A 20,553-nucleotide genomic window follows, 5' to 3' on the forward strand; every position below is an offset into this window, starting at 1 on the left:
CGTCTCCAATTTAAATCGTCATTTATAAAAAATTGTATGAAAAAAATAATCACCCCTTTACTATTGGTAGTTTTTTTAAATCTTATCTGTAATTATTGTTTTGCTCAAATTGAAAAAAAGGACTATGTTATTTTTTTATCCGGGGAAATTATCCCGGGAAATGTCAAAAAACCTTTGGACCCCAGAAGGTATCAGGATTTGGAATTTTCTATAGATGGAATTTTTGACACTATATTTAAGCCTGAAGATATCCGTGGTTTTAAGCTTGCAAATGGAGCAAAGTATAGAGCTGCCATTCATCCAAATACAGGTGAAACAGTTTTTTTTGAAGAGATTATTGTAGGAGAGAAGAGTTTTTTGGGTTATAAAGATCAGTTATTTATCGAATTAGAAGAAGGGTTAAAAAAACTTGAATTTAGTCAAAATAAGGATGTAAACATGAGGCAGGTAAATACTGAATCATTTGGGTATATAGGGCTGTTGACATATGGTCTAGGGACTGACATGGAGTACGAATTTGTCGAAAAAATAAGGAGTGTTAAACCAAGGAAAAATGAGATTAAAGAATTATTTAAGGAATATCACGAACTGAAAGGGTATACTTTTGAAGAGTTTGGGGCGGATTATCCGATCCTAAGGATTAGCCCCAGTATTGGCCTAGGATATAACCAAATGTCTCAAAGCGTCAACGGAACTTACGCCACTGTCGAGCCGGTCAGCAGTTCATTGGCAATCAACGCCTTGGTAGACTTTCATCTGGTCAGGGATGCACCGAGGTTTTTTATTACTTCAGGTCTTATTTTTCGAAAGTTTGAGGCGAAGATGAATATTGATTTCCCGGTAATGGGCGGCCGTTTTGTTCTCTATGAAAATTATGAACTCAACAGTATTGGTATCCCTTTGTTGTTCAATTATTATTTGGCTGGGAATGATAAGTTTAAAGTTCATACCGGAATCGGGATGAATTATAGATTACTTAATAAAACCACCAATGAAATTTCAGCTGAAGCCCGAAGATCTAACGGGGAATTAATTGAATCATTTAACCCCCAATACCTTGATGTAGGCAATAATATTGGATTACTGATGAGATTAGGGGTGACCACAAGTATCACATCAAAAACAGCATTGGTATTAGAAGGCCAATTCCATAGAATGTCCAGGTATGGGGAGATTTTTGCATCAGCTCCCGGTGCCCAATCTTCCGGGCACTATAAATATTCTTTTCATGGTTATTCTCTGAACGCTGCGATTAAATTTTAATAAAGCCAGTATTTGGGAAGTAACGTGCGTGAATGCAAATGATATTACTTCACTTATTAACCTGCCAATTTGTACTTTTAATATCCTTGGCATATTCATTGATTTTATTGGAGGAACCTTCTTAACTTGGAGGTTCTTCTTTATTTTATTAATTACTTGACAGCTTGTCTGTCATATTGTCCTTTATGAAGAATTTCGAAAACCAATTATATCAATCAATGATTACAGGTGACTATGCAGGCGAAGGCGATTTGATCCAACTGATCGCTGACGACGAAGACGAAAGTCTACAGCAGCCGGAGAATTTTTCCACTGATATTTCTATTCTTTCTGTTCGCAATACAGTGCTATTTCCTGGAGTTGTCATACCGATCACAGTCGGAAGGCAGCGTTCGATCAAACTAGTCAAGAAAGCCCAGAAAGGAGACAAACTCATTGGTGTCTGTGCGCAAATCAATGCCCAAAATGATGATCCTTCTTGGGAAGACATTTACCATGTCGGAACCTTGGCTAAGATCATCAAAATGATCATTCTTCCTGATGGCAATACCACCATTATTATTCAAGGAAAAAAGAGGTTCCGCATCACTGAGACTACCACTGAGGATCCCTATTTTATTGCCAAAGTGGAATATTTGGAAGAGAATTTCCCCAAAAATAGCAAGAAAATTAAAGCTCTCGAGGAATCATTAAAGGATTCTGCGGCCAAGATCTTGCACCTCAATCCTGAGATCCCGAGAGAAGCCCAAGTGGCTCTTGATAATATTGACAATACAGCGTTTTTGACCCATTTCCTTTCTTCCAATATCAATGCTCCGGTGGAAGCCAAGCAAAAACTGTTGGAAATCAACGATGGGGTAGAAAGGGCTACTTTGTTGCTTGAGTTTATGATGAAGGACATTCAGATGCTCGAACTCAAAAGCGAGATTCAAAAGAAAGTTCATACAGATATCGATCAGCAGCAACGGGATTATTTTCTCCGTCAGCAAATGAAGGTCCTTCAAACCGAACTGGGCGAAGAAGGTCCTGAAAAAGAAGTGGAAGAGCTGCGTACCAAAGGTCTTTTGAAGAAATGGCCAAAGGAAGTTGCCCGGCATTTTGAGAAAGAATTGGACAAAATATTAAGAATCAATCCTTCAGCGGCAGAATACCCCATCGCACTGAATTATGCCGAAACATTGGTCGAGTTGCCTTGGAACGAAACAACCGATGATAATTTTGATCTGAAAAGAGCCAAAGCCATTTTGGACAAAGACCACCACGGAATTGAAAAAGTTAAAGACAGAATCATTGAATACCTAGCTGTATTAAAGTTAAAAAAAGACCTTAAAGGTCCGATTTTATGCCTGTATGGTCCTCCGGGAGTGGGTAAAACTTCTTTGGGTAAGTCCATAGCTACAGCTTTGGGTAGGAAATATATCCGAATGTCTCTAGGTGGCCTTCATGATGAGGCCGAAATTCGTGGACATCGGAAAACCTATGTGGGTGCCATGCCTGGTAAGATTATCCAGAACATGAAGAAAGTCAAATTCTCTAATCCAGTATATGTATTGGATGAGATTGACAAGCTGAGTTCTGATTTCAGAGGAGATCCTTCGTCTGCGTTTTTGGAAGTGTTGGATCCTGAGCAAAATAGCACCTTTGTGGACAATTACCTGGAAGTAGAATATGACCTTTCCAAGGTGCTGTTTATTGCCACAGCTAATTCTTTGGACACCATCCAACCTGCCCTAAGAGACAGAATGGAGATTATTGAAGTGACAGGATATACGCTAGAAGAAAAAATTGAAATAGCTAAAAAACATCTTATTCCTAAGCAAAGGCAGGAACACGGCTTGAAGGCAAAAGATATACAGTTTGATAGGGCAGCTATCGCAAAAATTATCGAAGACTACACAAGAGAATCCGGTGTGAGAAATCTTGAAAGAGCAATAGGGAAGGTGGTAAGAAACCTTGCTAAATCCATTGCTATGGAAGAGGAATACCAAAAGAAAATTACTCCTGAAATGGTCAGAAAGATCTTGGGAGGTGAAATCTTCGATAAGGAAATGTATCAGGATAACAGTACCGCCGGTGTGGTGACAGGCTTGGCATGGACGTCGGTAGGTGGAGAGATCCTGTTTGTGGAAACATCACTGAGTAAAGGGAAAGGAAAGTTGACACTTTCCGGTCAATTGGGAGAAGTCATGAAAGAATCAGCCATGACAGCACTTTCGTACCTTAAATCCAAGGCAGATAAATTAGGAATTGATGACCGGTTATTTGACTATTATGACCTTCATATCCACGTGCCAGCAGGAGCAGTTCCGAAGGATGGACCATCTGCAGGGATCACGATGCTGACCGCAATGGCTTCTATATTTACCCAAAGGAAAGTAAAATCCAAAACGGCCATGACTGGAGAGATTACCCTCCGTGGTAAAGTAATGCCGGTTGGTGGGATAAAAGAAAAAATCCTTGCGGCTCGAAGGGCAGGAATCAGAGAAATTATTCTTTGTAAAAATAACAAAAGAGACATCGAGGAAATCGACAAGGAGTATATCAAAGGGGTAGAATTTCACTTTGTAGACAAGGTGGAGGAAGTGCTCGAAATAGCTTTGATGAAAACTAAAGTAGATGATCCTATGGTTTTTTCTTTTCCAAAAGAATCTGAAAACAGTCGTCTGATCGCCTCTTAAACTGCGTTGACCTACTATTCTATTTTGTGAAAATGTAGCGCCAGTTCGCTTGAAGTCAGGCGTTCTTCCAATTCCAAAAAGAATTTCGAATCTGAGGATGGATCCAAAATTTTGGGATTTCCACCTCAATAAATTGAATAGAGAACGTTTTAACGTTAACGATATGAGAAATGATTTTAGTGATTTGACTCCAAAGCAGATTGTAGCGGAGCTTGACAAATACATCATCGGACAGCATGATGCCAAACGAAATGTGGCGATTGCTCTCCGCAACAGGATCAGGAGAATGAATGTCAAAGGAGATATCCAAAAAGATATTGTCCCAAATAATATACTTCTAATTGGCTCCACGGGGGTTGGAAAGACAGAAATAGCAAGAAGGCTTGCCAAAATTGCCAATGCTCCATTTACCAAAGTTGAGGCTTCCAAGTTTACAGAGGTAGGATATGTGGGAAGAGATGTGGAAAGTATGGTCCGTGACCTCGTAGAACAGTCTGTTCATTTGGTCAGAGAAAAGAAAAATGAGGAAGTCAAAGGCAAGGCTGCCGATGCGGTAGATGAAGCCATCTTGGACATCCTGATTCCACCGGTGAAAACAGCGGGATTTGCCCGCCCAGCAGTTTCAGGTTCGATAGATTTTAACCCCGAACAGGCGCCGGATGATGAGCTGAATGAAAGAACCCGTGACAGATTCAGAGAGAAACTGAAAAATGGGGAGTTGGAAGACCGTAAGGTGGAGATCAATGTCAAGCAAAGCCCTCCCGTCGGAATTGGAATGATCGGAAACGGCATGATGGATGATGCCAGTATGGCGGGGATTCAGGATATGATCAGCGGCATGATGCCGAAAAAAACCAAAAAAAGAAAGGTTACCATTGGCGAAGCACGAAAAATTCTGATGGAAGAGGAAACCTCCAAGTTGGTGGATTTTGATGAAGTTAAGGAGGAAGCCCTACGATTGGCTGAAAATAATGGAATTATTTTCATAGATGAAATCGATAAAATAGCCTCAAAAAGTGGCAAAGGTGGTTCGGGTCCTGATGTGAGTAGAGAAGGTGTGCAGCGGGATTTGCTTCCCATCGTGGAAGGAAGTGCTGTAACTACCAAATATGGTGTTGTTAATACCGACCACGTTTTGTTCATCGCAGCAGGAGCTTTCCATGTGGCAAAACCATCGGACTTGATTCCGGAATTGCAGGGAAGATTTCCAATCAGAGTAGAATTGAACAGCCTTACAGAGGATGATTTCTATAGGATATTGAAAGAACCCAAAAATGCGCTGACTAAGCAATACCAGGCATTGTTCGAGACAGAAGAGGTATACATAGACTTCAATGACGATGCTATACGGGAGATCGCCAAATTGGCTTTTCAGATCAATGAAGAGGTTGAAAATATTGGTGCAAGAAGACTTCATACTGTCATGAGTCATTTACTCAATGATTATCTTTTCGAAGTTCCAGATACTATTGAGGCTAATTCCAAAATTATGATTACCCAAGAAATGGTGCAGGATAGATTGACCTCTTTGGTAAAAAACAGGGACCTTTCTCAATATATTTTATAAAAGAATTTAGAAATTCTTGTTTTTACTCCAGATTTTAAAGCATGATCAAGCTTTGAAATCTGGAGTTTTGTTAAGTACCCAATTTCAAAAAATTAATATTTGAGCCATGTCACAAGGATCACTTTTTATAATCACGGGTACAAGCAAGGGAATTGGCAGAGCTTTGCTCACCCAGTTACTTTTAGAAAGTACAAGTAGGGTTATTGGAGTTTCAAGAACCAATACAGAAGTTACCCATCCTAATTACCAACATATTTCATGTGATTTGACTGATTTTGAGGGGATGGAAAATTGCTTGGAAAAGATTTTTCCTGATGGGGAATTTGAAAGCATTGTTTTGATCAACAATGCAGGTTGGATAGGTGAAATCGCTCATATGGGAAATTTGTCTAACCAAAGCATCCGTCAAATATTTGAAGTCAATACAATTGCACCTGCTATTATGATGAATGCTTTTGTCAAAAAACACACACAGATGAAGGGTGCGAAAAGAATTGTAGTGAATGTAAGTTCGGGTGCGGCTTCCAAATCTCTTGACGGTTGGTCAGGTTATTCTGCTTCTAAGTCTGCCTTGAATATGCTGACCCAGACGGCACAGACTGAAGCTGATTTAAATCAAAACGGAATCAGATTTTTTGCAGTTGCTCCGGGTGTAGTTGATACGGAAATGCAGCTTGAAATAAGAAATGCATCCTCTACTGATTTTTCTTCATTACCAAAATTCATAGGGTTAAAAGAGAATAATCAGCTAAGTAGTCCTGAATATGCGGCGGATAAAATATTGTATTTAATTAAAAATGCAGAAAAGTTTGAAGGAGTGATTCAAGATGTGAGGGATTTCTAAAGATACTTCTTGCAATATTTAGAGCGATAATTTAATCCTTCTTCGGATAATCAAATAACCAGATTTTCGCATTTTTTGCACTTATTTCCTCCCAACTTTTGACGTCGAATTTGAATCCAAATTGGCCTGATGTTGGAAGATTATCTATTTCACCTCCAAGTTTCCAGATAAGGTCATTCAATCCTGGATTGTGGCCAAACAAAAATAAAGTTTTGATACTTTCATCAGTTTTTTTTATTTCAGATAGGATTTGTGATACCGATCCGTGGTACAGTTCCTTGGTAAATTCAATCTTTTTAGGTGAAAAATCAATCTCCTTAGCCATGATGATCGCGGTGGCTTTTGCCCGCTCTGCATCAGAAGAGAGGATGGCATCAGGGAAGATATTTTCTTTTTTCAATCTCTTTGCCATTTTTGGCGCATCTTTTAAACCTCTCTCAGCAAGTGGTCTGTCATGGTCGTTTAAGAAAGGATCATCCCAAGAAGATTTGGCATGCCTGATAATAACAAGCTTTTTCATAAGGGCAATTTAGCAAAATAAATTTTTGTTTTGTCAACTAGTATATTTACATTTAAAGGACATTTATCCACAAAATCTTAAAATTTATCATGCTTACCGGAACAGTAAAATTCTACAACGATGCAAAAGGATTCGGTTTTATCGTTGATGACGAGTCTCAGAATGACGTTTTTGTCCATGCCACAGGATTGGTAGACAAAGTAGCCCAAAATGACAAAGTAACCTATGATGTTAAGGACGGTAAAAAAGGCCTTAATGCTATTAATGTAAAAAAGTTATAGTAGTTGTTTTGCTTGATGTTTAAAAAAAGGTCTGAAACTTCTGTTTCAGACCTTTTTTATGCACTTGTGGGAGTTATTTTTTTGAGTTTTGTCCTTTCATAGACTGATATTGATTCAAATTTTTCATCAATATCCACACCGGACAAATAATCATTGATCAATTCCCGTAATTCCTGAAAGGAAAGGTTATGAAGGATTTTTCCATTTTTAGCCAAGGAAACCTGACCTGTTTCTTCCGATATAATCAAAACAAGTGTGTCTGTTGCTTCTGACATTCCTATTCCTGCACGGTGTCTGAGCCCAAATTGTGCCGGAACTTCACGCTCTGTCACAGGAAGAATGCACCTTGCCGCTTTCACCTTACCATTGTATATGATCACTGCGCCATCATGAAGGGGGCTGTATTTATTAAAAATAGAAATCAGCAACCTTTTAGATATCTGAGCATCGAGAATATCTCCGCTTTCTGCATAGAATTTCAGTTCAGTATTACTTGATAAGACCATCAAAGCACCGGTATTTGTACCTGAAAGACTTTTGGACGCTTCGATGATTGGATTTATATTAAAAGCATTGCTTTCCCTTTTTTTCCAAAAGAGCAATTCCTGAAAGAAATTTTCATTGGAAAGAAAAGAAGAACGCCCAATTATAAGAAGGAATTTACGGATCTCAGGAGCGAAGATAATGATCGCTGCAATTACACCGACACCCATAAATTGGCCAAGGATAATGGAAAGAAGTTCCATTCTCAAAGCACTTACCATCAGGTAAATCAGATAAATAGATAAAAACCCAAGAAAAATTTTTATAGCGACACTGCCTCTCAATAGTTTGTAAACCTGATAAATAAGGATACTTACCAAAGTGATATCGATGATATTTACGATGGAGATTTCTAAAAATCCTATTTTGAAAAGTAATGTCAAGGGTAGATTTCTTTATATAGTTTTACAGTTTCTTTTGCCTCTTTCACGTCATGAACTCTCAAAATGTTTGCTCCCTTAATTAACGTGGCCATATGGAGTGCTGTTGTTCCGTTAAGTGCTTCATCGGCGGTAATACCCAATTTTTTGTAAATCATTGATTTCCTGGAGATTCCCACTAAGATCGGAGCTTGAATTGTTTTAAAATAAGCCAAATTTTTGAGAATCCAATAGTTTTGCTCCAAAGTTTTAGAAAATCCAAATCCAGGATCAATCAATACATCTTTAATGCCAGCTTTCATGCATAGGTTCAGTTTTTTAGAAAAATAATGCATAATTTCTGTTAAAATATTATGGTAATCAGAATTTTGTTGCATCGTCTTTGGAGTACCATTCATGTGCATAGCGATATAGGGAACGTTTAGCTTTCCGACTTTTTCTATCATCAATGGATCAAGTTCACCGGCGGAAATATCGTTGACAAAATCAGCTCCTGCGGCAACTCCCTCTTCTGCCACTGTGGATCTGAAAGTATCAATGGAAATCAGGATGTCAGGAAATTCATTTTTGATTTTTTCAATCGTTAAAATGGTCCTGTTTAATTCTTCCTCCAATGAAACATCTTCTGCCATGGGTCTACTGGAATAGCCTCCTATATCTAAAATGTCCACCCCATCGAGAATCATTTTTTCCGCAACCTTCAAAAACCCTTCTCTGGAATTAAGAACCCTGCTTTTTTCAAAAAAAGAATCGGGAGTAAGGTTCAAGATTCCCATAATCCAAGGTCTATCCAAAACCATCAGCTTTCCTTTAGAGCAGAATGTTATTTTTGTAGGAAATAATATATCTTCGGAGGCGGAAGTTGGTTGAAGATCAGAAATCATTAAAATTGGAAATACATTGAAAACGCAAACTGTCAGCGAATATAATCAAGTTATCGCCCATTGTAAAGAACTCTTTAAGAAGAAAACCCAGGATTATGGAACAGCATGGCGAATCCTTAGACTTCCTTCTATCACCGATCAGATTTTTATAAAAGCTCAACGGATCAGATCTATTCAAGAAAATGGTAATCAAAAAATCAATGACCCTATTGTTGATGAGTTTGTGGGCATTATCAATTACTGCCTTATCGCTTTGATTCAGATTTCGTACAAAACCGATTCTAGATTGGAAATTCCTTATGCCGAGTTTGAGCCATTATATGATAAATGGGTAGAGGATACAAGAAGCTTGTTGGAAAACAAAAACCATGATTATGGGGAGGCTTGGAGAGATATGCGGGTATCTTCCATGACAGATATCATCTTGATGAAACTTTACCGAGTGAAGCAAATCGAAGACAATCAAGGGATGACTTTAGTTTCTGAAGGAATTGAGGCCAATTATCAGGATATGATCAATTATGCTGTTTTCTGTTTAATAAAATTGAATTATCATGCTTAAGCAAAGCGCTATATATATCATCAGGTTTTTGGTAGGAGGCCTGTTTATTTTTTCTGGTCTGATCAAGGTAAACGACCCTGTCGGTACTGCTATCAAATTGGAAGAATATTTTGATGTATTTTCTAATGACATCGCTTCTTTTTTTTATTTATTCAAAGATTATGCATTACCGATTGGCGTGTTTTTGGTTGTGTCAGAAGTTGTATTGGGAGTAATGTTGATTTTGGGAGTAAGGCTAAGGTTTACTGTTTGGGCATTGGGCGTCATGACTTTGTTTTTCACTTTCTTGACCTTTTATTCGGCATATTTCAATAAAGTCACCGATTGCGGTTGCTTTGGTGATGCAATCAAATTAACTCCTTGGGAGTCATTTACCAAAGATGTGATCTTGTTGGTTTTGATAGGAGTTCTTTTTCTTTTCAGAAGAGACCTTTCCAATGACGGCCCTTCATGGGCCAAGTGGACAGTACGTGGCAGCTTGGTCCTTTCAGTATTATTGGCGATAACGGCCATCCGGAACCTGCCATTTATAGATTTTAGAGCCTACAAAGAGGGCGTTGATATACCTTCAGCAATGCAGCCATCTGCACCCTTGCAGTATAATTACATCATGAAAAAGGATGGTCAGGAAGTGGTATTGGATCAATACCCAACAGACGAATCTTACGAATTTGTAGATATGGTTTTGGTCAATGAAGATGCGCTCCCCAAAATATCAGATTTTGCAGTATGGAATGACGAAGGTGATTTTACAGAAGGTATTTTGACCGGAAATAAGGCAGTGATCTTTGTGACGTTTATGGGAAAAATGAACATCACCCATCTTGAAACAATTGATGCCATGATTGAGGGGCTTCAGGGAAGTGAGATTTCACCCATTCTAGTTGCAGCTTCCTCAGTGGAGGAAATTGAAGCTTTGATTTCATCACGAAATTGGGGAATAGAAGGCTATCAGGGAGATGCCACAGTCATTAAGACCATCATGCGTTCCAATCCTGGGATTATGCTTATTAGAGATGGAGTGGTATTGAAGAAATACCATTACAGGAATACCCCGAGTCCTGAGGAAGTTAAATCACTTTTTGCTGAATGAAATCACCATTGAAAATTGCATTGGTTGGAATGCCTGGCTCAGGGAAATCGACTTTCGGTAGGCAAATAGCCAAGGAACTGAATTTTGGATTTATTGATTTGGATCATTTGATTGAAAAAGAGACAGGCAGGAAAATCAAAGACATTTTTGGTTCGGAGGGGGAGGGGAAATTCAGAGAATTGGAGACATATTATCTAGAAAAAACATTAAATGGAAGAGAAGGAATCGTTTTATCAACCGGAGGTGGTACGCCCTGTTTTAATGATAATATGGAGATGATCAACCAAAAAGGGGTTTCAGTATACCTTGATGTATCCTTGGAAGAGATCAACAAAAGATTGCTCAAAGACCAAACCGGCAAAAGACCTATGTTTGCAGGATTGGATCAAGGGGAAATTATTTTGAAATTGAAAAATCTATTTTTACAACGAGAGTCTTTTTACCTAAAGTCAAAAATAATACTCAGTGGAGATGATATTTCCACTGAGCATTTGATGTCGGAATTGATGGGGTATTTTAGAAATTAAACCCAAAAGTCAGGGTTCCTGTGGTGATATTGTTTCGGATTTCGGTAAATGGACCTATATTAAATCCCCCGTCTTCCAAAAAGAAGGAATTATAAAGCTGGTTAAAATTGGTTGAAGACAAAGCAAAATCTGCATACATGGATTTTAATCTTACTCCAAAACCACCGGTAAATTGTTGTGTTTTACTGTCAAAGCTACTGTTGATAAAAGGATCTCCGTAGAATCCATATCCGCCTCTTACCCTCCAAATATCAAACCTAAATTCACCACCGACCCGATAATTCAGGGTTTGCCCGTATAGAGCCCGGATCTGTTGATTATCTGCATTTGCATTAAAGTCCCTTGAATTGATTCTACTTTTACTATAATCGAGATAGTCAATATCTGCCGTAATGAATCCACTTTTTCCTATAAAAAATGTAGCGCCCCCGCTCAGTCTTAAAGGCGTGTTCAGGTTGTAACTCCCTATGGTTATCGGTGTAGATGCCTCTTCTCTTCCAAGTGTGATATTTTCTTCCTCAAAAAAGAAGTTATCAAAATTGTTGACCATCCTAGCTTCATATTCTTCATTGAAGGTGTACCAAGTCGGAGACTGAAAGTTTATACCAAGGTTCAATTGGTCAACTGGCTTAAATATTACGCCTAAATTAATATTAGCTCCGAATCCATTCATTGAGAGTCTCTCATCGATGGTCGAATTTAAAAGTGGCTCATTGAAAAATTCTTCACGATAATTTTTTCTTGAGGTATATGAAACTGAGGATAAACCTAATCCTGCACCCACAAAAAACTTATTCAGAAAGTTTGCCCCATAAGAGAGAGACGTTTGACTTATTCTTCCTTCTGAAATCACTGTCTCATCCTGAAATGGGAAACCAAGGACAAATGAATCATATTCTGTTGGGTTATTGATTGGGTTTCCATTTTGATCAACGGTGACCGGATTGATTAAGAAAGTCTGGTAGGCCAATCCTGTAAGGCCCATGTTTTCAATCTGGGATTCAGGTATCCCATTTGCCTGTTGAAGAAAATAATCTATGATAGAAACATCACCTTCTATATCCGAGAAGAAGCCAAACTGGCTATTAAAATGATTCATTCTATTAAAACTGATCCCAAACGATCCTCCTTTGAATGCACTTGTATTTAAGGCACCCTGTTTTGGATTACTTATTACAAGACTCAAATTAGGAAGTGCGAAATTTCCTGTTCTTTCGGTCTGGATTTGTCCAAGGAAATTAGATTCTGTGTTCCAAGTTCCAAAAGAAGGAGAAAAGCTAAACTCTGATCTTCTAAAAAAACCCAATCCAGCAGGATTGGTGTGGATATTTGATATGTCTCCACCCAATGACATTTGGGCTCCACCAATTCCAATTATTCTGGCAGAGCCTGTGGAGTTAAATTGGCTGAATCTCAAAGCATCTTTATAATACCCGAATTGGGCATATCCTGAAGATGTACCAAAAAAAATTAAAAAAACTCCCAGAAATAATTTTTTTGTCAATATCATAAAAGCAATGTGGAAATATAATCTTATTAATAACAGGGCAATAAGTCAATCTATCATACCTCTATAAAAAAAGGGGGATTACCTTCCCCCTCTACCTCCTCTGGATCCACCGGAGCTCATGCCCCCACCTCCCCCTCCGCCGCTACGGCTTGGGGTTCCCATGCTACCACCACTTCTACTCGGTGAGCTGAAAGAAGGAGAAGAACTTCTGCTTGGAGCGGACATGTTGCCACCTCTCGAAGGTGTCGACATGCTACCACCCCTTGAAGGTGTAGTAGACCTATTATTATTGTTTATAGTGTTTCCCCTATTGTACGAAGGATTTGCACCCCGATTTGTGGGATTAGTGCTCGTTCCCCTATTGTTGAAACTAGGTGAAGTAGTACCCCTATTTACAGTTCCATTTGATACGCCAGAATTTCCTCGTGAATTGTAGGTTGGCCTTGCATTATCTATTCCGGTTCTGTTGCTTGGTCTTGTTGCAGCTGCTGAACCGACATTTCTATTCCCCGCTGAAGCAGAGTTAGCAACCCTACTTCTTGAATTGTTATAATAATCGTTTTGTGATCTGCTGAAATCTCGTCCTGCGGTTCTATTGTTTACTCCCGTTGACCTGTCTGGATTAACGGCATCTCTTCTTGCGGCTCTAGTTGTTGATGGGTAATTTGTACCTCCTCTATTTCCTCCTGAAACCATTCCTGAATCTCTACCGGGTCTTCCACCTCTAACGACTTGACGACCATTTTCACCACCCCAAGCACCTCCTCCCCATCCGGGAGCACCCCAACCCATACCTGGTCGTCCCCAACCCCACATTCCACCACCCATCCATGGGTTCATCCAAGGGTTACCCCACATTCCACCCATTCCCCAGCCCATACCCATTCCCATATTCCATCCCCACATAGAGTTCCATCCCATACCCATTCCCCACATTGGCATACCCCATCCCATTCCCATTCCCCACATCGGCATTCCCCAGCCCATACCCATTCCCATCATTGGCATCCCCCATCCCATTCCCATCATTGGCGATCCGAAACCCATGCCAAAACCTACGTTTACATTCATTCCACTATTGAAACCTGCACCGTTAACTCCTGCGCCTGAACCATAGAAATTATTGTAAACATTTACATTGGGATTTGATTCTTGAGCTTGTGTGTCATCAAAGTAAACTTCGCCCGTATTGTCTACTGCACTTTGAGACTGATATTTTGCTATATATTCTGGATTTACATTCCTAGCCGAAAAATTTTCTTGTTGAAATTGCGTAGGATCCACAGTATTCAATTGGTTGAAATTCTGTGGATTGTTATTCGAAACAGCGAATTGGGTGGCTACTTTGGTATCAGAGGCCATGAAGTATAGATCATCGGTTTCCCTACCTCTTGTAGCTGTTTGACTGGTGCTGCACGAAGTGAGGATAAGTACTGTACCCGCTCCAAGGATCAATATTTTGTTCAAGTTTTTCATTTGTTTGGCTTTTACTATTTACCGTTTATACGATTCATGTAAGAGAGGGTTATCATTTTTTGGATTATATTTGCCCCTTACAGTAATTAGCGAAGATAATTAGATTTTTGAAATCAAAAAATACTATGAGTAAAGGATTGCCAAAAAGGAGTGAAGACTATTCTCTGTGGTACAACGAATTGGTAAAACGCGCAGACCTAGCTGAAAACTCACCCGTGCGAGGTTGTATGGTGATAAAGCCTTACGGCTATTCCATCTGGGAAAAAATGCAGGCTGAGCTTGATAGGATGTTTAAGGAGACAGGGCATGTCAATGCCTATTTTCCTCTGTTTATTCCAAAATCATATCTTTCCAAAGAAGCGAGCCATATTGAGGGATTTGCTAAAGAGTGCGCTGTCGTAACCCACTACCGACTAAAAAACTCTGAAGACGGAAAAAGTGTGATTGTCGATCCTGATGCCAAATTGGAAGAAGAATTGATCGTCAGGCCGACTTCTGAAACAGTCATCTGGAGTACCTACAAAAACTGGATTCAATCCTATAGAGACCTACCACTTCTTGTAAATCAGTGGGCTAACGTTGTCCGCTGGGAAATGAGAACGAGGCTTTTTTTAAGGACAACTGAGTTTTTGTGGCAGGAAGGTCATACAGCACATGCTACTAAGCAAGAGGCCCTTGAAGAGACTGTGCAAATGATGAATGTTTATGCAGAATTTGCAGAAACTTTTATGGCACTTCCTGTGGTGAGAGGAGTTAAAAGTGCCAATGAAAGATTTGCAGGGGCAGAAGATACGTACTGTATCGAAGCTTTAATGCAAGATGGGAAAGCCCTACAGGCAGGAACCTCCCATTTTCTTGGGCAGAATTTTGCAAAGGCATTTGATGTCAAGTTCGCTACAAAAGAAGGTGGTCTTGAATATGTTTGGGGCACTTCTTGGGGTGCAAGTACCCGTCTCATGGGCGCTTTGATCATGGCCCATTCTGATGATAATGGTTTGGTACTCCCTCCAAAACTTGCTCCAAATCAAGTTGTCATAGTTCCAATTTATAAAGGAGAGGAAGAACTAGTTAGAATTTCGGCAAAAGCGAAGGAAATCATTGCAAAATTGAAAACTAGAGGAATCTCTGTCCATTTTGATAATAGGGATACCCACAAACCTGGGTGGAAGTTTGCCGAATATGAACTTAAAGGTGTCCCGCTTAGAATTGCCATGGGTCCGAGAGATTTGGAAAACAATACAATCGAATTGGCAAGGCGAGATACATTGACCAAAGAAACGGTAAATCTAGGAGAAGTTGTTTTGGAGGACTATGTCAGTAGCCTACTCGATGATATTCAAGAAAACATATATAACAAAGCTTTTAAGTTTAGGGAAGAAATGACGACAGAAGTCAATACTTGGAATGAATTTGAAGAATTGTTGGACTCGAAAGGAGGATTTTTATCCGCACATTGGGATGGGACTCCTGAAACCGAAGAGAAAATCAAAGAGCTTACCAAAGCCACCATCAGATGCATTCCAATCAATAGGAAGGAAGAGGAAGGCAAATGCATCTTAAGCGGCAATCCTTCTGCAGGCAGGGTATATTTCGCAAGGGCTTATTAATATACATAAGATAGACCAAATGCCTTCTCACAAATGAGAAGGCATTTTTTTTAGGTTTAATTGAAGGCTGAGTTTTTTCTCCATCAAAAAACTAACTAATTTCAGGAAAAATAACTGAAAATGGTCTGGTTCATCTTAGTTACTCTTCTTCTGATCGGATTGATCTTGGTTATGGCAGAAATATTATTCGTTCCCGGGACCACCATTGTTGGGATTATTGGTGTTTTGGTCACAGCAGTCGGGATTTACTATGCCTTTGAGACTTTTGACAAGGAAGCGGCCGGTATCGTGTTGGCGGGAGCCCTTGTCCTAAATTTTGGAGCACTTATATATGGATTCCGAACAGGTGCTTGGAAAAAGTTTGCTTTAAAAAGCGCCATCAACAGTCGGGCTTTTGATGATAGGCTCAAAGGATTGGAAATTGGGATGAAGGGTACCACAATCTCTGATATCAAACCAATAGGAAAAGCAGAAATCGGTGAGGTGATTTATGAAGTTAAATCCGAATCAGGTTTTATTTCTGTAGGCACTACTGTATTTATTACTAAATTGGAAAACAATACAATAATCATTAAATCATAGTTTATGGACATGTCAAACTCGGCTTTTATTTTATTTGCAGCCTTTGCCGCGCTGATTTTACTTTTCGTGTTTTTATATTTTATTCCTGTCAATCTTTGGATTACCGCCATATTTTCAAATGTGAAGGTTGGTATCGGAGAATTGATCGGGATGAGAATCAGAAAGGTGCCGCCGGGAGTAATTGTGAACTCACTGATTACCGCTACCAAAGCGGGGCTTGACTTGACCACAAACGACCTCGAGACACATTATCTCGCAGGTGGCAATGTGCCAAATGTGATTAGGGCATTGATTTCTGCAGATAAAGCAAATATCACCCTGAGTTTCAAACAAGCCACAGCCATTGATTTGGCAGGAAGGGATGTTTTTGAAGCGGTTCAGATTTCTGTAAATCCTAAAGTAATCAATACCCCAAATGTTGCTGCAGTAGCAGCAGATGGTATCCAATTAATAGCTAAAGCTAGGGTTACGGTAAGGGCAAATATCGCGCAACTCGTCGGTGGTGCCGGTGAGGAAACTATTTTAGCTAGGGTCGGAGAGGGTATTGTAACTTCCATTGGTTCGTCTTTGAACCATAAAAGTGTGCTTGAAAATCCTGACAAAATTTCAAAACTGGTATTACAACGAGGACTGGATGCAGGTACAGCCTTTGAAATTCTCTCAATCGACATCGCTGATATTGATGTTGGAACCAACATAGGTGCGAAACTCCAAATCGATCAGGCATCTGCTGACCTTAAAGTAGCTGAGGCCAAAGCGGAAGAAAGAAGGGCGATGGCCGTGGCTTTGGAACAAGAAATGAAAGCAAGAACTGTTGAAATGAGAGCTCTTGTGATCGCAGCTGAAGCCGAAATTCCAAAGGCTATTTCTGAAGCGTTTAGAAGTGGAAATCTTGGAGTGATGGATTATTATAAAATGGAAAATATCAAATCCGATACAGAAATGAGGTCTTCAATAGCAGGAACGGATGTAGCAAGCGGTACCGAAGGTGGAAGAGGCAAGCAAGGGGACAAAAAATAATTATTAAATTGATAAAAAAGCCTGACTCGAAATGATCCGAGTCAGGCTTTTTTTATGCCATTATACCATGATTTCAGGTTCCTTTTTTCTTTTTAATATTTAGATTTTCGATGGGTTTTACAGGAGCAAACTGATATTCGACCTCCGCAAGGATTTGATTACTTCCATTGTCGAATACTATGCTTTTATAATACACAGGCAAAACGTAATTTCCTTTTTCATCTAAGATTCCATATTTATCTCCAAGCCTTACCAGAATTTTGTTCAAATCCTCTCTTCTCAAATCCTGGAATTTAGGTTCTACTATTTCTACTCCTTCAGGTGAAATTAATCCAAATTTACCCTCATTTTCGGTAATAAAATAGTTATCTGCGGTTAGCGAAATCCTGTCAAAATCTTTTTCCAATATTGGATTACCGTCATTGCCAATCAAAAAATTCCTACCTCCTTGTTTGACAATTGCCTTTCCTTGGTGAAAATATGAAATTTGTTCAAAATTTGCTCCTGTGATTTGGATTCCTTGGCTATTAATAAATCCCCATTTCCCATCCAGACTAAATAAAGCGATTCCATCTTTAAATTTCCCGACTTTGTCGTATTGGTTTATAATTAACCAATTCCCTGATTTATCTATGAATCCAAATTTCCCGGATTTTGAGGCAGGAAAAAATCCCTCGCTTCCGGGTAGGATAATATCCGCTTCTACCATTGGATGTACTTCCCAACCTTTTGGGCCAAGAAGACCTAATTTATTGTCCTTCATGAGGACGTTGTAATGCTTTCCGCCGACGTCGGTGACTTTCTCCATTCCTACCTGATCCAATAATATTCCGTCATTATCCATCACCCTTCGCAATTTGCCATGGATGTATTCCAAGAGCATTCCGTCTTGTAGCGTTATCTTATGATAAGAGGTGTATTTTACATCAGCTCTCGCTTCAAGACATCGGATCAACATATACTGATTCCCGTCATACGCATAGAAATAATCACCCTCTAAGTGAGACATGTGGTCAATTATCGGATCAAGAATATAGTTTCCCTCTCGACTGATCAATCCATATCCTGAGCTTTCTTTAGAAATCAAATAATTTTCATTTACTTCCCATAACTCTTCAAATTGTTTTTGGGGATTGTCGGAAAGTGGTAAAAAATAACCTCCATTGTTCTGTGCTATGACCTGACCATTTAAAGCCAATTTGGCTTTTTGAAAAGTCCCAATTGGCGTTATCTTTCTTTGCGAATGATCGTAAACCGAAAATTCATCACCTTTTTTGGCTAGCAGCCGATTGTAGAATACTTCAATATAATCGTATTCAGATGCAAAAATTTCTTCACCATATTCGTGAAAAGCACCTTTTCCATTTGGTCCTTGGACAATGATCCAAGGCTGATCATAAGTATACACAGCATTAGCCTTGAGATTTAAAAATGGCTTGTATTCTTTGCTGAGAAGTTTAAGTTCGTTGTTTGCTGAGCTGATTCTTACTGATTCACCCAATATACTAATATGGTCATATTCAATCCTTGATTTTAACCTGAGGTTTTGGTCAAAAACCTCATATGTTTGGGATCTTGCTGTTTCTGTTAAGAAAAGTGAAAAAATTCCATAAAAAGGTAATTTCCAATACATTTTAAGCTTCATACTTTATAAAATTGACGAAGGTAAAATAAGTGGATTGGAGTCGAAATTCAACCACAAGGTTGAATATTCTACATCTTTTTTTGTGATTCTTTTTCTAGATCAAACAAATCAGATATAATGTCTATCATCTTGTCAGCATCATCTCTTTGACAGGCTGCTCGAAGCTGTACTACGGGCACCTTAAGGATTTTTTGCATCATGCTTTTGGTGATTCTGTCAATGATGGCTATTTGGGCTTCATCGGCATTTTTCAAAAATCTTTCCATCTCTTCCAGACGGATTTGTTCCAAAGCATTCTTAAGCTTGTTGATAGTTGGTGAAACCATCATTTCTTTCTTCCAATTAAAAAAGTCTTCAATACTTTCTGCTATTATTCTTTCAACCTGCGGTATTGAAGCAAGACGCTTTTCTAAAGTTTCTGTTGCTTTGCTTCGGATGTTGTCCACATTATAGAGTATCACTCCCGGGATTTCTTCAAGGTTGGTTTCTATGCTTCGGGGCACGGAAAGGTCGACGAAAAGCTTATAGCTGTCAATTGCCATTTGTGACACCAAAGTTTTGGTGATAAAAGGCTCAGATTTCATAACAGATGAAACGATGACATCCGCTTCTTTCATTGCTTCAAAGCAGTTTTCAAAAGGAATTACATCAAAACCCAAGTCATCTGCCAAAGTCTTGGCTCTTTCAAATGTCCGGTTGGATATGGTGACTTTTGCATCAGGGAGGTTAACCATATTTTTAGCTACGTCCTCTCCGATTTCCCCAACACCGATCAATAACACCCTTGGTTGATATGTATTCAAAGTAAGTTCTTCAATAAGTTCAACCGCTGCATAGGATATAGAAGCTGCACCGTCTCTGAAGGCTGTTTCCTGAACCAACCTTTTGCTAGTAAAGAAAATGGTGTGCATCAGTCTATGCAAAAAAGGTCCGGCCATGTCCAAGTCAGCAGAAGCTTGGTAGGCTCTCTTCACTTGATTGGCGATCTGCATGTCGCCTACAACCTGTGCTTCAAGTCCCATCGAAACTCTAAAGAGATGTTGGATAGCATCTCTGTCGTCATTATGAATTTTAAAGTATTCCAAGTAATCCACCACATTGGTCAATCCTTTTTCAAGGCCAATGAGTTTGATTATTTCTTCATTCAAGTCAATTTCGTGGGAGTAATATACCTCAGTCCGGTTACAGGTAGAAAGTATAAGTGTATCAGTAATGCTGAAAAAATCTTTCAGTTTCAATAAAAGGGAATGGATGGAGCCTTCATCTAAAGCGATTACTTCCCTGATTTCAACAGGAGCGCTTTTGTGTGATAAACTTATTGCCCTAAACATATTTTGCATTATTGATTCTTTTCTGTTACAAATTTAATTCAGATTAGATAGCAAAAGATAATTTCCCTTTTCTATCTAGTAATTTAAATTCGGTCTAAATAAAACAGACAAAACTTAAATTTTTGGTTTTCAATTTCAAATTTCGTAATAATTGTAATCCAATTCCAATCGTATTATTTTATTGGAGATAGATACGAATTATCGGTTGGGATTGGATTGTAAGGTATGTAAAGATCTTTC

The 20,553-nt window shown here is 39.1% G+C and carries 18 protein-coding genes; 11 read left to right on the forward strand and 7 right to left on the reverse strand.

Going from position 1 to position 20,553, the window contains the following annotated elements; genetic code table 11:
* Positions 1-36 precede the first annotated feature (36 nt).
* The 4 genes from M3O96_RS09590 (at position 37) to M3O96_RS09605 (ending at position 6,352) form a co-directional block, all read left to right on the forward strand.
* Entirely contained in the window at positions 37-1,263 is a 1,227-nt protein-coding gene (locus M3O96_RS09590) for a hypothetical protein (protein ID WP_249720140.1), read from the forward strand.
* 185 nt (positions 1,264-1,448) lie between these two features.
* The gene (lon, locus tag M3O96_RS09595; RefSeq protein WP_249720142.1) at positions 1,449-3,941 is read left to right on the forward strand and encodes an endopeptidase La; all 2,493 of its coding nucleotides are present in this window, start codon (positions 1,449-1,451) and stop codon (positions 3,939-3,941) included.
* Between the two features lie 163 nt (positions 3,942-4,104).
* Positions 4,105-5,508 carry an ATP-dependent protease ATPase subunit HslU gene (gene hslU, locus M3O96_RS09600; RefSeq protein ID WP_249720144.1) on the forward strand — a complete coding sequence of 468 codons (1,404 nt, stop codon included), beginning with the start codon at positions 4,105-4,107 and terminating at the stop codon, positions 5,506-5,508.
* 106 nt (positions 5,509-5,614) lie between these two features.
* Positions 5,615-6,352, forward strand: coding sequence for an SDR family NAD(P)-dependent oxidoreductase (locus tag M3O96_RS09605; RefSeq protein WP_249720145.1), 738 nt, complete (start codon positions 5,615-5,617; stop codon positions 6,350-6,352).
* Positions 6,353-6,383: 31 nt separating this feature from the next.
* Here the strand turns inward: M3O96_RS09605 and M3O96_RS09610 are convergent, their stop codons facing one another.
* Positions 6,384-6,872: a SixA phosphatase family protein gene (locus M3O96_RS09610; protein ID WP_249720147.1), complete on the reverse strand. Its 489-nt coding sequence runs from the start codon at positions 6,870-6,872 to the stop codon at positions 6,384-6,386.
* A gap of 89 nt (positions 6,873-6,961) precedes the next feature.
* Here M3O96_RS09610 and M3O96_RS09615 point away from each other — a divergent pair, with 89 nt between their 5' ends.
* The gene (locus tag M3O96_RS09615) at positions 6,962-7,153 is read left to right on the forward strand and encodes a cold-shock protein (protein ID WP_113926186.1); all 192 of its coding nucleotides are present in this window, start codon (positions 6,962-6,964) and stop codon (positions 7,151-7,153) included.
* A 56-nt stretch (positions 7,154-7,209) separates the two neighbouring features.
* Here M3O96_RS09615 and cdaA read toward each other — a convergent pair whose 3' ends face one another.
* Entirely contained in the window at positions 7,210-8,079 is an 870-nt protein-coding gene (cdaA, locus tag M3O96_RS09620; protein WP_249720149.1) for a diadenylate cyclase CdaA, read from the reverse strand.
* Entirely contained in the window at positions 8,076-8,960 is an 885-nt protein-coding gene (folP, locus tag M3O96_RS09625) for a dihydropteroate synthase (protein WP_249720152.1), read from the reverse strand. Before folP ends, cdaA begins: the two co-directional genes overlap by 4 nt.
* A 16-nt stretch (positions 8,961-8,976) precedes the next feature.
* Here folP and M3O96_RS09630 point away from each other — a divergent pair, with 16 nt between their 5' ends.
* From M3O96_RS09630 to M3O96_RS09640, 3 genes are read left to right on the forward strand one after another with little or no spacing between them, the layout of a single operon-like run.
* Positions 8,977-9,522: a DUF1599 domain-containing protein gene (locus M3O96_RS09630; protein WP_249720154.1), complete on the forward strand. Its 546-nt coding sequence runs from the start codon at positions 8,977-8,979 to the stop codon at positions 9,520-9,522.
* Positions 9,515-10,615 (forward strand): BT_3928 family protein, encoded by a 1,101-nt coding sequence (locus M3O96_RS09635; RefSeq protein WP_249720156.1) that lies wholly within the window; start codon positions 9,515-9,517, stop codon positions 10,613-10,615. The genes M3O96_RS09630 and M3O96_RS09635 overlap by 8 nt, the downstream gene beginning before the upstream one ends.
* Positions 10,612-11,142: a shikimate kinase gene (locus tag M3O96_RS09640; protein ID WP_249720158.1), complete on the forward strand. Its 531-nt coding sequence runs from the start codon at positions 10,612-10,614 to the stop codon at positions 11,140-11,142. The genes M3O96_RS09635 and M3O96_RS09640 overlap by 4 nt, the downstream gene beginning before the upstream one ends.
* Here the strand turns inward: M3O96_RS09640 and M3O96_RS09645 are convergent.
* Positions 11,132-12,652 (reverse strand): OmpP1/FadL family transporter, encoded by a 1,521-nt coding sequence (locus tag M3O96_RS09645; protein ID WP_249720160.1) that lies wholly within the window; start codon positions 12,650-12,652, stop codon positions 11,132-11,134. The genes M3O96_RS09640 and M3O96_RS09645 overlap by 11 nt on opposite strands.
* A 78-nt stretch (positions 12,653-12,730) precedes the next feature.
* A complete protein-coding gene (locus tag M3O96_RS09650; protein WP_249720161.1) occupies positions 12,731-14,128 on the reverse strand; it encodes a hypothetical protein in 1,398 nt (465 codons plus the stop codon).
* Positions 14,129-14,253: 125 nt separating this feature from the next.
* Here M3O96_RS09650 and proS point away from each other — a divergent pair, with 125 nt between their 5' ends.
* The 3 genes from proS (at position 14,254) to floA (ending at position 17,337) form a co-directional block, all read left to right on the forward strand.
* A complete protein-coding gene (gene proS, locus M3O96_RS09655) occupies positions 14,254-15,735 on the forward strand; it encodes a proline--tRNA ligase (RefSeq protein WP_249720163.1) in 1,482 nt (493 codons plus the stop codon).
* Between the two features lie 120 nt (positions 15,736-15,855).
* Positions 15,856-16,317: an NfeD family protein gene (locus M3O96_RS09660; protein ID WP_249720165.1), complete on the forward strand. Its 462-nt coding sequence runs from the start codon at positions 15,856-15,858 to the stop codon at positions 16,315-16,317.
* Between the two features lie 3 nt (positions 16,318-16,320).
* Positions 16,321-17,337 carry a flotillin-like protein FloA gene (floA, locus tag M3O96_RS09665; protein WP_249720167.1) on the forward strand — a complete coding sequence of 339 codons (1,017 nt, stop codon included), beginning with the start codon at positions 16,321-16,323 and terminating at the stop codon, positions 17,335-17,337.
* A 73-nt stretch (positions 17,338-17,410) separates the two neighbouring features.
* On the opposite strand, the gene M3O96_RS09670 is transcribed toward floA, so the two are convergent.
* Both M3O96_RS09670 and hemA read right to left on the reverse strand, forming a co-directional pair.
* Positions 17,411-18,982 (reverse strand): WG repeat-containing protein, encoded by a 1,572-nt coding sequence (locus tag M3O96_RS09670; RefSeq protein WP_249720169.1) that lies wholly within the window; start codon positions 18,980-18,982, stop codon positions 17,411-17,413.
* 68 nt (positions 18,983-19,050) lie between these two features.
* Positions 19,051-20,322: a glutamyl-tRNA reductase gene (gene hemA / locus M3O96_RS09675; protein WP_249720171.1), complete on the reverse strand. Its 1,272-nt coding sequence runs from the start codon at positions 20,320-20,322 to the stop codon at positions 19,051-19,053.
* Between the last annotated feature and the right edge of the window lie 231 nt (positions 20,323-20,553).

The organism is Aquiflexum sp. TKW24L, assembly GCF_023502205.1.
Taxonomy (GTDB): domain Bacteria; phylum Bacteroidota; class Bacteroidia; order Cytophagales; family Cyclobacteriaceae; genus Cognataquiflexum.

Bases quoted from the DNA above. Each gene is read 5' to 3' on its own strand.
- M3O96_RS09590 (WP_249720140.1), top strand. From the start codon at position 37: ATGAAAAAAATAATCACCCCTTTACTATTGGTAGTTTTTTTAAATCTT.
- lon (WP_249720142.1), top strand. From the start codon at position 1,449: ATGAAGAATTTCGAAAACCAATTATATCAATCAATGATTACAGGTGAC.
- hslU (WP_249720144.1), top strand. From the start codon at position 4,105: ATGAGAAATGATTTTAGTGATTTGACTCCAAAGCAGATTGTAGCGGAG.
- M3O96_RS09605 (WP_249720145.1), top strand. From the start codon at position 5,615: ATGTCACAAGGATCACTTTTTATAATCACGGGTACAAGCAAGGGAATT.
- M3O96_RS09610 (WP_249720147.1), bottom strand. From the start codon at position 6,872: ATGAAAAAGCTTGTTATTATCAGGCATGCCAAATCTTCTTGGGATGAT.
- M3O96_RS09615 (WP_113926186.1), top strand. From the start codon at position 6,962: ATGCTTACCGGAACAGTAAAATTCTACAACGATGCAAAAGGATTCGGT.
- folP (WP_249720152.1), bottom strand. From the start codon at position 8,960: ATGATTTCTGATCTTCAACCAACTTCCGCCTCCGAAGATATATTATTT.
- M3O96_RS09635 (WP_249720156.1), top strand. From the start codon at position 9,515: ATGCTTAAGCAAAGCGCTATATATATCATCAGGTTTTTGGTAGGAGGC.
- M3O96_RS09640 (WP_249720158.1), top strand. From the start codon at position 10,612: ATGAAATCACCATTGAAAATTGCATTGGTTGGAATGCCTGGCTCAGGG.
- M3O96_RS09645 (WP_249720160.1), bottom strand. From the start codon at position 12,652: ATGATATTGACAAAAAAATTATTTCTGGGAGTTTTTTTAATTTTTTTT.
- M3O96_RS09650 (WP_249720161.1), bottom strand. From the start codon at position 14,128: ATGAAAAACTTGAACAAAATATTGATCCTTGGAGCGGGTACAGTACTT.
- proS (WP_249720163.1), top strand. From the start codon at position 14,254: ATGAGTAAAGGATTGCCAAAAAGGAGTGAAGACTATTCTCTGTGGTAC.
- M3O96_RS09660 (WP_249720165.1), top strand. From the start codon at position 15,856: ATGGTCTGGTTCATCTTAGTTACTCTTCTTCTGATCGGATTGATCTTG.
- floA (WP_249720167.1), top strand. From the start codon at position 16,321: ATGGACATGTCAAACTCGGCTTTTATTTTATTTGCAGCCTTTGCCGCG.
- M3O96_RS09670 (WP_249720169.1), bottom strand. From the start codon at position 18,982: ATGAAGCTTAAAATGTATTGGAAATTACCTTTTTATGGAATTTTTTCA.
- hemA (WP_249720171.1), bottom strand. From the start codon at position 20,322: ATGCAAAATATGTTTAGGGCAATAAGTTTATCACACAAAAGCGCTCCT.